This is a genomic window from Arcicella sp. LKC2W, from assembly GCF_034931005.1.
Lineage (GTDB): Bacteria > Bacteroidota > Bacteroidia > Cytophagales > Spirosomataceae > Arcicella.
On the sequence record NZ_JAYGIN010000001.1, the window covers coordinates 41,233 to 54,508 of the forward strand.

The 13,276-nt window shown below is 35.5% G+C and carries 10 protein-coding genes; 2 read left to right on the top strand and 8 right to left on the bottom strand.

Going from position 1 to position 13,276, the window contains the following annotated elements; translation table 11 throughout:
* Positions 1–52: 52 nt before the first annotated feature.
* From VB796_RS00155 to VB796_RS00185, 7 genes are all read right to left on the bottom strand, one after another.
* A complete protein-coding gene (locus tag VB796_RS00155; RefSeq protein WP_323344481.1) occupies positions 53–1,219 on the bottom strand; it encodes a glycosyltransferase family protein in 1,167 nt (388 codons plus the stop codon).
* 144 nt (positions 1,220–1,363) lie between these two features.
* Positions 1,364–2,200 carry a UDP-2,3-diacylglucosamine diphosphatase gene (locus VB796_RS00160; RefSeq protein ID WP_323344482.1) on the bottom strand — a complete coding sequence of 279 codons (837 nt, stop codon included), beginning with the start codon at positions 2,198–2,200 and terminating at the stop codon, positions 1,364–1,366.
* 102 nt (positions 2,201–2,302) lie between these two features.
* Positions 2,303–2,989, bottom strand: a complete 687-nt coding sequence (locus VB796_RS00165) for a response regulator transcription factor (protein ID WP_323344483.1) — start codon at positions 2,987–2,989, stop codon at positions 2,303–2,305.
* 293 nt (positions 2,990–3,282) lie between these two features.
* Complete coding sequence (locus VB796_RS00170) at positions 3,283–4,632, bottom strand: alpha-amylase family glycosyl hydrolase (RefSeq protein ID WP_323344484.1); 1,350 nt, start codon at positions 4,630–4,632, stop codon at positions 3,283–3,285.
* Between the two features lie 99 nt (positions 4,633–4,731).
* Positions 4,732–5,322 carry a TetR/AcrR family transcriptional regulator gene (locus tag VB796_RS00175; RefSeq protein WP_323344485.1) on the bottom strand — a complete coding sequence of 197 codons (591 nt, stop codon included), beginning with the start codon at positions 5,320–5,322 and terminating at the stop codon, positions 4,732–4,734.
* 147 nt (positions 5,323–5,469) lie between these two features.
* Positions 5,470–7,032 carry a RagB/SusD family nutrient uptake outer membrane protein gene (locus tag VB796_RS00180; RefSeq protein WP_323344486.1) on the bottom strand — a complete coding sequence of 521 codons (1,563 nt, stop codon included), beginning with the start codon at positions 7,030–7,032 and terminating at the stop codon, positions 5,470–5,472.
* A gap of 103 nt (positions 7,033–7,135) precedes the next feature.
* A complete protein-coding gene (locus VB796_RS00185; protein WP_323344487.1) occupies positions 7,136–10,282 on the bottom strand; it encodes a TonB-dependent receptor in 3,147 nt (1,048 codons plus the stop codon).
* 222 nt (positions 10,283–10,504) lie between these two features.
* Here VB796_RS00185 and VB796_RS00190 point away from each other — a divergent pair, with 222 nt between their 5' ends.
* Complete coding sequence (locus VB796_RS00190) at positions 10,505–11,353, top strand: alpha/beta hydrolase (RefSeq protein ID WP_323344488.1); 849 nt, start codon at positions 10,505–10,507, stop codon at positions 11,351–11,353.
* Between the two features lie 42 nt (positions 11,354–11,395).
* Here VB796_RS00190 and VB796_RS00195 read toward each other — a convergent pair whose 3' ends face one another.
* A complete protein-coding gene (locus VB796_RS00195; protein WP_323344489.1) occupies positions 11,396–11,911 on the bottom strand; it encodes a hypothetical protein in 516 nt (171 codons plus the stop codon).
* Between the two features lie 200 nt (positions 11,912–12,111).
* On the opposite strand from VB796_RS00195, the gene VB796_RS00200 reads away from it, so the two are divergent.
* Entirely contained in the window at positions 12,112–13,266 is a 1,155-nt protein-coding gene (locus VB796_RS00200; protein ID WP_323344490.1) for a homogentisate 1,2-dioxygenase, read from the top strand.
* Positions 13,267–13,276 lie beyond the last annotated feature (10 nt).

Genomic DNA, 13,276 nt, shown 5'->3' on the forward strand with positions numbered 1-13,276 from the left:
CTCAACTTTTAAAAACATCAGAGAGGTTTGAGATAAATCTTAAAATGTTCTCCTAAAACCTAAATTTCAAACCTCTTTGAAAATATTTTCCGAAATTATTGGATTCTTTTTTGAAAGTATAAACTTCCATTTTTTCTTGAGCAACCTCTTCTAAATGGCGTAAAAATAGTTGAGAGGTTTGTCCTTGCCAGTTTTTGAAATTTTCACTTGTATTTTCATGTACAGGTAAATATTCAATAAATCTATTGAAATTAAAAACCGTATCCGCTATTCCTGCTCCTGCTCGTTCACCGTCCAAAGCATTTATTTGTTGTTCGATGTGATTAGGAACAGGCACCATCATAATCGGTTTGCCGAGATACATGGCTTCGCAAACTGATTCAAAACCTGCGGTACAAACTAAGCCCGAGCATTCTTGCATCATGGTCAAGAATTTCTCCGAATTTACTTGATGAAAAGTTAGATTTTCTCTGAATTGCCATTCATCTGCAAATTCTTTATTATTCCAAAAACAATGAATTTGAACGTCTCGGTGGTTAGAATGCCAATTGATAATATCTTCACTCAGCTTATGGTGTGTTATGTAGGCAAGAATAAACGGTTTAGACTTTGGGGTAAGTCTTTTTACTTCGTCACGCAAAAGAGGTGGCGTAACGGCAATAAAGTTGGCTTTATCGTCGGGCATTTCTACAAACGACAAAGCCAATTTACGAGTTGAATTAAGAGAGGTAAGACGAGTATTGAGGTTTAGTAAAAATCTATCTAATTGCTTATTGGGTAATGAAATAAATTCATTGTGTAATAGCAAATATTGGTGTCCGATACAAACAACTGGAATGCTTGGACGATAAAATTGGGCATAAAGACCGCAAATCATATCGTAAAAATTAACAATCACATCAGGTTTATGTTCTTCAACTTTTTGAGCTAATAATTGGATACTCTTGCGGTATTTACCAACTTTCATGCAATGTGTACGAATGGTATCCCAAACTTTCACGGCTTTTGTCTGACCATACACTAAACTTGGAGCAGGGAATGTTTGTACTTTAAGTGGAATTTTTTCTTGAAAAAATGTTGGTAAATTATGCTCGTTGTCCATTCCAACCATCACCGAAACCACTTGATGACCAGCATTTGTTAGAATTTCAAATAATGAAATAGCTTGTGTGAGATGTCCTCTTCCTTCGCCTTGTACCACAAATAAGAATTTGCTCATATTTTTAAAAATTAGTAGTTTTCTTTTGCGTTAAAAACGGTGTTCAATAAGTTTTTAAGGGAAGTTCTCGAAACAATATCCATTGCGGGTTAAACCCCTGACGGAGTTGTTTCGGGAAGTTAAAATAACTTATTAAACAGTGTATTAAGCCACTCCCATAAACACTTTATTGACAACACTAAATGACTCACTATCAACCAATTCTTCCGATTCTTCCTCCGTCATTTGAATATTGCTTTCATGCAAGAAATAAAGTAATTCCCAATTATTAGAGTGGTCTTCCACCAACGCCGTCATTGATTCTACCCAATCGCCAGAATTCATATAGAGAATATCGTTAACTTGCCTAATATCAGGCTTATGGATATGTCCACAGATGATTCCCTCACAATGATAGGCTTTGGCAAGTTCTGTAATTTTCTCCTCAAAATCAGACACATAGTTAACTGCTTCTTTAACTCTTTGCTTTATACGTTGAGAAAAAGAATAATACGACAATCCACGCCAAGAACGATATTGATTATAGATTTTATTCATCGACAAAAGCAAGGTGTAACCCACATCGCCCAAATATGCCAACCATTTCATGTTGGAAGTCACCGAATCAAAAATATCTCCGTGTGTTATCAAAAATCTTTTCTCGCCAGACGAAAGAATATAATCACGCTGAATGGTAAATGATTTGCCAAGCGAAAAAGGAATAATTTGGTCTAAAAAATCATCATGATTTCCTCTCAAATAAATAACTTTTGTCTGCTGATATTCAATCATTTTGAGAACTACACGAAAGAAAGAAGTATGTTTTTTCTTCCAAGAGCCACCTTTTTTTAGCTGCCAACCGTCTATAATATCTCCATTCAAAATCAGCGTTTCACAGGTAACTGATTTCAAAAAAGCGGTTACTTCTTTAGCTTTTGAGCCTTCTGAACCTAAATGAACATCTGAAATAATAATTGTCTTGTATTGTTTGACGGTTTTCATAAAAGACATTAGCAAATGCTAAAACATTGTTTAAGGATTGATTAAACAAATTTCAACATTTACTTTAACCTTATGATTTCCAGAATATTAAGGAATTGTTATTTAGTTTCTCGAAAAGAGATAACCAACACCTTTAATGGTTCTGATATAATCCTGCCCGATTTTTTCTCTGATTTTACGAATATGAACATCCACCGTTCTTTCGGTAACATGAATGCCTCTATCCCAAACATTGAGCAAGATTTCGTCACGAGTATAAACACGATTGGGGTTACTCACAAAAAACATCAGAAGGTCAAATTCTTTTTTGGGAAGTGTCCAAGAATCTTCCTTAATGGCAATCGTGTAATTTTGTCTGTTGATAGTTAAATCTTCTAAAATGACTTTATCATCAGTATCATTTTCGGTTGCACTTCGTTGGAAAACGGCTTTAATTCTACTAATTAATGCACGAGGTTTCACAGGTTTATTGATGTAGTCGTTTGCCCCAATTTCAAAAGCTGCCACCTCTGAATATTCTTCTGAACGAGCAGTTAAGAAAATCAGGTAGGCGTTTTTTAAAATAGGGTCTTGTTTGATAATTCTGCCTGCTTCGATGCCGTCCATGACAGGCATCATAATGTCCATCAAAATCATATCAGGTAAAAAATCCTGAGCTGTCTGAACACCTTTTAATCCATTTTCGGCAACTTTAATTTGAAATCCCTCACGACTAAGATTGTATTCGAGTAATTCTAAAATATCGGGGTCGTCATCAACCAATAGGATTTTTTGGGCAAAGTCTAACATAGTATAGCTTGTTTGAGTATTTAATCTCAAACATACTGCTCCAATATTAACTCTTTGTTAAGACAATATTATGCTTCAAAAGTGAAATCATTTTTTGCCTAAAACAACTATGAAACGAACATTGAAGTCATAAACCAAGTGAAGTTTCTTTGAAAAGTAGTAAGGATTTTTGATACATTTTTCATAATAATGGCTGTTTAAATTTCTACAAATTAAACCAATCAATATAAATTCATGATTAACAAGACTTTACGGAATTATGAAATCTTATTCCTTACCAAATTCAAACGATTTTAGGCAAAAATTCTTGCCCCACAAGCTGGCATATTTTCTATTGTTATTTTATGATTATGCACAACTACGGTATTTTGTGGGTCTAATAAATCCTGCATAATTGTTCCTTCGGGCAAATTTACGCTCATACTGATACTTGTTTGATGCTCGCCAGAATTAACCACAATGATATTGAAATCATTTTCAGTGTATCTCAAAAAAGCAAATTGCTGATTTGTTAAATAAAGCTGCTCGTATTTTCCTACTTGCAAAGCCACATTTGAAAGCCTTATGTCGGATAATTTTTTGATGAAATCAAAAATTGGCGGATGGTTTTGTGGCACATCAAGAGATGGACGTAAATAGCTATCATCCGCACCTTTTTTCTTTCCTTTTTGTCCAAATTCACTCCCATAATAAATAGACGGAATGCCCACCATCGTGTACAAAAGGGCATAGATTGGAAATAAATGTGCTTCCTTTTTTAGGATACTATTTATGCGAGTTACATCATGATTATCCACAAAATTGTACAATTGCAAATGTTGATAAATTCCATTTTGGCTAAATTGACGGCTGAAAGTATGGGCAATTTCAAAGTAATTGGCATCATTATGACTTGAATATAATCCTTTGTATGCTTCATAATTCGTGGTTGAATCCAACATATTTTCATGGGCAATTTGGGTATAATCTCCATGAATCATCTCGCCCATGAGCCAAAAATCTGGTTTTTTTTGCTTACAAAACTTTGTTAATTCTGCCAGAAAATCTTTATCCATTACCTCCGCAACGTCCAGACGCAATCCTTCTATCCCAAATTCGTCCATCCACATCGCAACTGCTCCGAAAATATGACTTTTTACTTCCTCATTCCTAAGATTCAGTTTTACTAAATTGTAATGTCCACTCCAACAATCATAATTAAAATTATCTCCAAAAGGACTTTTTTTATGAAAGTTAATGCCAGAAAACCAGTCTAAATAGCTCGAATTTTGACCATTATTTTGAACATCTCTAAAAGCCCAAAAATCTCTACCAACATGGTTAAATACGCCATCAAGCACCAATTTTATGTCATTTTTTTGTAGTTCTTCACTAAAATATTTAAGCGTTTCATTTGTTCCCAAACGCTTATCGACGTGATAATAATCAGCAGCGTCGTATCCATGCTGACTTGATTGAAACAATGGGCCTAAATACACGGCATTACAGCCCAAATTTTTGATATTAGGAATCCAATCATATAATTTATTCAGTCTCTCTACGGGTTGAGCATGAAAGTCGTTATGTGTTGGGGCATCACATAAGCCTAAGGGATAAATATGGTAAAAAATGGCTTTACTTGCCCAAGATAGATTCGTTTGCATTTGAATGTAAATTTATATACCTACCGATAGGTATATAAATGCAAATGTAGAAATATTTTAGAAAAATAACACCTTGTCTCAGTTTTTTTTCAGAAAAATCTAAGAATAAATACCATAAGAAAACTGACGAATGATGTCATTTTTTAATGCTGAAGTGAGGAATTCGTCATTTCCTTGATAGAAACGGGATATTACAGAGTGAATTAAACTTAGAAAACCCATTGAATAAAGCAGTTTTCGACCTGCCATATTTCCATGATTGGCGACGGCATTTTCAAATAAATTTTCTAATAATTGATATTGACGATTTAAAAATGGAGAAACCACCTCATACACTTCACCTTGAATTGGCGAGTTTTCAAAAATGAGTAAGAGTCTGTAAAATACAGGATTGTTTTGTGCAAAATTGAAATAAGCCTCCACAACCTTATCCAAAGAAAAAGGTAAATCACCCGAATAATTGGTGGCTAATGCAAGTTGAATAAGGAATGGCTCAAAATTTTCAGTAATAATTGTTCTCAATAAACCTTCTTTACTACCAAAATAATAATATAAAGTAGGCTTAGATATTTTTGCCATTTCGGTTATTTCACGAACTGAAACAGTGTGATAACCACGTTGTGAAAACAGGTTTAATGCACTTGTAATAATAAATGCACGGTTATTGGGTTGCGAATTGTCTATTTCCAAAATCAGTGAAGGGTCAATATTTCAACGCAATTTATAAACTAAAGATTATAATAACGAAAAATTAGAACTTGGAAATTTCAAAACAAAAAAGTCCACCCTAAAAGAATGGACTTTTCGTAATTCAGTCATAGTTAACACTAATATTTATTAATTTACATAGCCTGGATTCTGAGGTTTCAGATTAGGGTTGTTCAACATTTCTTGCTTTCCAAACGGTAAAAGCAAGTGTTTTTCTTGTAAAGCTTGTTTAGAACTTTGATTGATGTGACCAACGAAATTATCAAATCCTTTGGTGGTTTCGTTGAATACTTTTTTAAGTCTAACCATGTCAAACCAAGTAATTTGCTCATAACATAGCTCATGCCATCTTTCTTTCCAAACAGCTTCTCTAAAGGTTGTTGCCGAATAGCTACTCAAACTTGGGGTTGTTAATTTTGCTCTATCTCTAATTTTTTTGAAAGAATCATACGCTTGTTGATTTGGCCCAGAAACTTCGTTTTGAGCCTCAGCATACGTCAATAAAACCTCCGCATATCTGATTTGTGGCACATTTAAGTTATCATTACGAGTACCCGCTACGCCAAAAGTTCCATTCGCAGTTTGGTTAAAATGCTTGAAAATATACGGAGCATTCAAGTTAAACGCTGCACCATTTCCGTTGGTGAAATAGGTTGTATAAAAGTATCCTTCTTGGTCTTTCGTTCTCAAATCTCCAGCTTCGTAAGAATTGTAGAAAGACGTTGTTGGTACGGTACTTCCTGTTCCTCCTGGGCCATTATAATTAATGGGTTTGAAATTTGGAAACATATTTCCCATCGGATTTCCAGCTACCAAAGTATTATATTGAATCATGAATAAATGTTCAATTTTATTCTTTTGATTTTCTTTGTGAACATCGCTGTACGTTGGAAAAAGATTAATCACCGAAGGATTACTATTGGCATAAGTTATCACTTCAAGGGCTTTATCTGCTGCCAATTTATAATGACTTGCCCCTTTACTCAACGGAAAACCAGCCATTGTTAAATAAACACGAGCCATTTGGGCTTTTACGGCAGCCAAACAAACTCTACCACTTGCATCCATCCAAGGAAGTCCAGCGTTTTCAGCTTCTGTCAAATCTTCGAGAATCAATTTGTAAACATCGTCTTTAGAAGATTTTGAAGGCAAAAAGTTTTCAGAACTTGCCGTCTGAGGTTTCGTAATCAATGGAATATCTCCCCAAAGTCTAACTGCCGTAAAATAAGCAGAAGCACGTAAAAATTTGGCTTCACCCAAAATCTTCTTTTTCTGAGCATCTGGCATTGGTGTGATTGGCGGTACTTTTTCAATCACTTGGTTTGCCTGAGCAATTACCTTGTAAAGACCATTCCAATAATTAACCACATGGGCAGTATTTCCGTCATGAACTAAACCATACAAATTGTTTAAGTCAGAATTTTGGGCAGTTTCAGTTGTTGAAGTACCCGTAAGTGCTTCTAAAAGTTGCCAGTTTGACGAGAAAATACCTGCTCCTCCGCCCATAAATCTCAAATCTGCATAAACCGAAGCAATAGCAGCCTCCGCATGGTCTGGAATTGTATAGAAGTTATCGGGAGTAAGATTTGATGGAGCTTGTTCTTTCAAAAAATCAGAACATCCAGATTGCCCAACTAAAAATACACTTAGAAGAGCAAGTTTTATATTTTTATTTATGTTTTTTAATTTCATTTGTATTTCAAATTTTAGTAAGTAGTTTTCAAATTGTCTGGCAATTTTCAAAATATAATAAACTGGAAATAAACACTTTAACAGTTTTCCAATCACCAGTTATTTAAAAGGCTACTTGTAATCCAAGCATATAAGTTGTTGGTTTTGGATAATTGTGCCACATCATACCTTGCGAGAAAGCACTGTTTCCGTCTCCTTGGTTTGTTGGCGTAACTTCTGGGTCACCAATAATTTTATCTTTCACCGCCAAGAAGAAATTTTGTGCAGAAGCATACACTCTTAAACGGTTCAAATTCATCTTTTTAGTTATCTCACTCGGAATGTTATAACCCAACAATAAATTTTTACCTCTCAAGAATGAACCATCTTTAATCCACCAACTATCCACGTTTGTTACATAACCTGCTCTTGTGTCTCTAATCTCGGCAATCATGGTATTTTGATTTTGAGGAGTCCAAGCATTTAAAACTGACGTATAACTATTTGCCAATGCTTGACGGTCTTCACTGGCGTGTAGGTTCATCATCATGACATCGTTTCCGTAGCTAAATTGAAGTTCTAAGGTTAAGTCAAAATTGCCGTATTTCAAGGTGTTGGTAAATGCACCCCAGAATTTTGGACTACCATTTCCAATAATTGAACGGTCTGCATCGGTAATTGCATAATCACCGTTTACGTCTTTGTATTTGATGTCACCTGGAAGAATTGTCAAACCATTACGGTAACTCGTAAATTTAGCGGCTTCGTCTCTTTCAGCAGTTCCCCAAACACCTAAGCGAGTAAGTCCCCAAAAAGAACCAACTGGCTCACCAATACGGATAATATTGGTAGGGTTTGTAAAGTTTGGTCCACCAACGTTAAATATATCAGAAGGCGTTGCCAATGAAAGCACTTTATTTTGGTTAAATGAAATATTGAAATTTGAATTCCAACGCAATTTACCCGAATTGATGTTTACCGAGTTAATCGCAAATTCAAAACCTTTATTTTCCATTGAACCAACGTTTCTTCTAATCGTTCCGTAACCACTTGTTTGTGGAACTGGAGCATCCAATAACATATCGGTCGTCAATCTATAATAATAATCTGCTTCGAGGCTTACACGTCCTCCCCAAAGTCCAACTTCAAAACCAATATCAGTTTGTGCCGTTTTTTCCCATTTCAAATCAGGGTTTGCCAAACGAGAAATACCTGTTCCAGAAACACGAGTATCATTCACTACCGTAGAATAATTTGAGCTAAGAAGTGATAGAGAAGAGTACGAAGGAATTTCAGAGTTACCTGTCAAACCATAACTTGTTCTTAATTTCAAATTACTAATCACTGGGTTTCCTCTCAAGAAATCTTCTTCCGAAACTTTCCAAGCTAAAGCACCAGAAGGGAAAAAGGCAAATTTATCATTTTCTCCAAATCTCGAAGAACCATCCGCACGTCCTGTAAAAGTTGCTAAATACTTATTTTTCAAGCTATAATTTACTCTACCGAAATAAGAATTAAAGGCAAAACGAGAAGCACCCGAACCTACACTTGGAAGGGTAGAACCTGCTCCTAAATTATTATATCCAAAATAATCGGTTGCAAAACCTTGAACACTTCCACCAATATTAAAGAAATCTGTTTGTTGCCAAGAAATCCCTAATAAACCCGTAATGGTGTTATTTTCATTGATTTCTTTGGTGTATGTCAAGAAGTTTTCTAATGACCAAAATGTTTGTGTTTGGTTAGAAACCGACGCTGTTCCTTGCTGACCGATTGCCAAAGTTCTTGTTTGAGATTGATTATTTTCTTGCGTGATGATGTTAGCACCCAAAACAGTTTTCATTTCTAAACCTTTTGCTAAAGAAATATTTGAATAAACGGAACCCGTTGTTGTTTGTGTATTCAAAACGTATCTACGTCCATTTAGGCGGTGAACCGAACTAAAAGTACCTTCAGCATAAGGAAAATCACGGTTATTTGCATAAGAACCATCAGCATATTTAACAGGTAAAAAAGGGAAATCTTCCACAATTTGACGTGCCACTGCATCATTAACGTCGGCTACGTTTTCGGTTTGATTATTATAAGCAAGTGTTCCTCCTACTTTCAACCATTTTCTGATTTGGTCGTCAATCGTAAATCTACCTGAATAACGTTTCAAATATGATGTTTTGATTAAACCTTGGTCGTCTCTGTATCCCAATGAAAAAGAATACTGTGTTTTCTCGTTTCCACCGTTAAAACCCAATTGGTGATTTTGAGTTAAACTGTTTTGGGTAGTTTCCTTCAACCAATCGGTATCGTATAATGGATTTCCAGAAGCATCAAAAACACGTGGGTCAGTACGGCGTAATTTTGGATTGAGATAAGCCCATTTTCCTGCATTCCAACCAACAGGGTCATATTTCTGCATATTTGCCCAAGCCAAATCTTCAACCGCAACATACTGTTTTGAATTCAAAACTTCTGGTCTGTTTGGCCCAATAGTATTCACACTGAAATCTGTACTATACGTAATTTGGCTATCATTGGCTTTTCCTTTTTTGGTAGTTACCAAGATAACTCCATTAGCACCTCTTGCACCATAAATAGCCGTTGACGAAGCATCTTTTAAAACCTCCACTGAAACAATATCATTTGGGTTTAAATAATCTATGGCTGAGCTAAATTGGTTTTGATTTCCTTGTGGCAACATTACGCCATCAATTACATAAAGTGGGTTGTTTGATGAGTTAATCGAACTAAAACCACGTACACGAATGGTTGTTCTACCTCCTGGACGACCAGAGTTTGTATTTACTTGAACGCCTGACATTCTACCCGAAAGACTTTGATTTAAGGAAGCCGCTGGTCTTTCTAAAAGTTGGTCTGCTTTTACACTTCCAACTGAACCTGTCAAATCAGATTTCCTTTGTGTTCCATAACCAATCACCACGAGTTCATCCAACATATCGTTTTTTGATGAAATTGTCACGTCAAAAACAGTCTTATTGCCAACAACAATCTCCTTCGTTTCGTACCCAACATACGAAATCACGATTATCGCATTACTATTAGGAACTGTAAGTTTGAAATTCCCTTTTCCGTCGGTACTTCCCCCTTGATTAGTACCTTTAATGGCAACGTTTGCCCCTACAATTAGCTCACCTTTTTCATCAATTACTTTTCCTGTAATTGGAATTGAACCGCTTTGTCCAAAAGTGATAAATGAAAAGAATAAAAGAGATAAAAACAGATACCTCGATTTATACCAGTAGATTTTACATTTCATAAGAAATTTGGGTTTGTTAAAAGATTTAAGAATTAGTTCTAATTAAAATACAAAAGTATCCTACCTCAGTTACATAAATTATGCAATACATTTCATAACTTATTCAATTTTAATCTGTCTGAAATATTGCGGTTTTTGATATAGTATCCCTAATTTTATGTGTTACTTTACTATCAATTTATCATTAAGAAAATATCATTTCTATGACGAAATGACCTCATTATGCAAACAATCAAATTTGAAATTTATCCTAACTTTTTTATTGTCGCTGACACGTATGGCGACCTAAATAACAAACCTGTGCTTTTTCTTCATGGTGGCGGACAAACCCGACATTCTTGGGGAGATTCAGCGAAAATTGTTGCCGAACACGGTTATTATTCCATCGTTTTGGATGCTCGTGGACATGGAGATAGTAGTTGGTCTGAAAATGGAGAATACAGAATAGAAGATTTTGGAAAAGACTTGAAGGCAATCATTCATCAATTAGGTAAATCACCTGCATTGGTTGGTGCTTCGATGGGAGGTTTAACCTCTTTGATTGCGGAGGGAGAGGCTGACAAAAGTATTGCCTCAGTTATTGTATTGGTAGATATTGCCCCAAAAGCGGAACAAAAAGGCATTGAAAGAATTTTCGCATTTATGTCTTCCAATAAACATGGATTTACTTCTATTGATGAAGCAGCCGAAGCCGTTGCGGCATATTTACCAAACCGTCCAAAACCACAAGACCATTCGAGATTAGAAAAAAATCTCCGTTTGAGAGCAGATGGACGCTATTATTGGCATTGGGATATGAAAATGTTGGAACTCTGGAAAAGTATTACACCCGACCAACAAATCAAAAATGAAACGAGAATGTATAATGCCGCCAAAAACTTAAAAGTACCAACCATGATTGTGCGTGGAGGAATATCTGACGTAGTTTCGGATAAAGTGATGGCTGAATTTTTAGATGAAGTACCGCACGTTCGTAGTGTTAATGTCTCGGGGGCGGGTCACATGGTGGCTGGCGATTCAAACCATGCTTTTACCAATGCAGTTTTGGAATTTTTGAAAGAGGTTTATTGATTTGCAAAAAAAAAGACGGGAACAAAAGCCCGTCTTTCTATTTTACTTATTTTCTTTAGAATCTTCATCCTTCGGTTTTCCTTCTCCTCTTCCCTTTCCTTTACCTCTTTTGCCATCTCTATCGCCTTTTTTGTGGTCATCGCCATCATGTCCTTTTTTATTGAGACTTTGGTAGCTTGTCAATTGTTGAGGAGTAAAGATTTTTTGAAATTCTGCTTGACGATATGCTTTAATTTCGTCTTTAGCATTTTTGTCTTTATTGCCTTTTGTAGCATCTTTACGATTGATACATTCAGTATTTACTGCCAAAACCTTCTGATATTGGTCATCAGATAAAGCCAATTTTGATTTCAATTCTTGTGAATATTGAGTCGCTCTGCCTTCTGCCGAACCTTTTTTCTTTCCGCCTTCCTCTTTACGGTCTTTTTTACCTTCTTTTCTCCCTCCTCTTTTTTCAGTTTTAGCTTCAGTCTCTGGATTTTGAACAACTGGAGTTTGTGCAATAGCAACAACTTGTACAAATAATAGCGTTAAGGAAGCAATAATAGCCTTTTTCATGAAATAATGATTTGTTTAAATAAATGAGTAATTAATATAATTGCTCACTATAACGACGGGAATAGTGACATATTGTAACAATCATTTTGAAATATTTTTGTAGAAATAATAATAAATAATCTCAAAATAATAAAAAATACACCAATTAGTTTGCCTATAGTTGTTATACTAAATATATTTGTTCGCAAATAAAATGTACCATGCCAATTTATCATCGACTCGGAAATATTCCACCCAAAAGACATACTCAATTTGAGAAACCAAATGGTGAATTGTATTACGAAGAACTATTCGGCACCATTGGCTTTGACGGTATGGCGTCATTGTTATACCACCACAGACGACCAACTCAAGTAAAAGAAATACTTGAAAGTCAGGATGTAAGCCCTAAAATAGCCGTTTCCAAAAGTGTTCAATCACGAAAACTCATTGGATTTGATGTAGCCCCAAAAGAAGATTTCTTGGAAAGTAGAACTACACTTTTGGTAAATAATGATTTGCACATTGGTTTGGCAGCACCCACAAAATCGCTAAGACACTATTTTTATAAAAATGCCGATGCCGATGAGCTTCTGTTTATACATCGAGGCTCTGGAAAATTAAGAACACTTGTAGGAAATATTGATTTTGAATACGGAGATTATCTAATTATTCCGAGAGGAATGATTTATCAAATTGACTTTGATACGGAAGACAATCGAATATTATTTGTGGAATCCTTTCATCCAATTTATACACCCAAAAACTACCGAAACCACTTCGGGCAAATGGGAGAACACGCTCCATTTTGTGAAAGAGATTACAAATTACCGACAGATTTAGAAAGTTTTGACGAAAAAGGAGATTTTCTCATCAAAATAAAAAAGCAAAACACCTTACATTCAGTAGTTTACGCTTCACATCCTTTTGATGTGGTAGGTTGGGACGGCTATAATTTTCCGTGGGGATTTTCAATTCATAATTTTGAACCTATCACAGGAAGAGTACATCAACCGCCTCCTGTTCACCAAACATTCCAAACCAGTGCTTTTGTGGTTTGTTCATTTTGCCCACGTTTGTATGACTATCATCCCAAAGCAATTCCTGCTCCTTATAATCATTCAAATATTGATTCGGATGAGGTTTTATATTATGTAGATGGTGATTTTATGAGCAGAAATGATATTGCCCAAGGACACATTTCTTTACATCCTGGGGGTATTCCACATGGGCCACATCCTGGAGCTATGGAACGAAGCATTGGTAAGACAGAAACGCATGAGTTGGCAGTTATGATTGACACTTTTAAACCGTTGATGCTCACCGAAGAAGCCCTAAAATTAGACGATGGAAAATATTATAAATCTTGGCTTTGATTTGAAATTC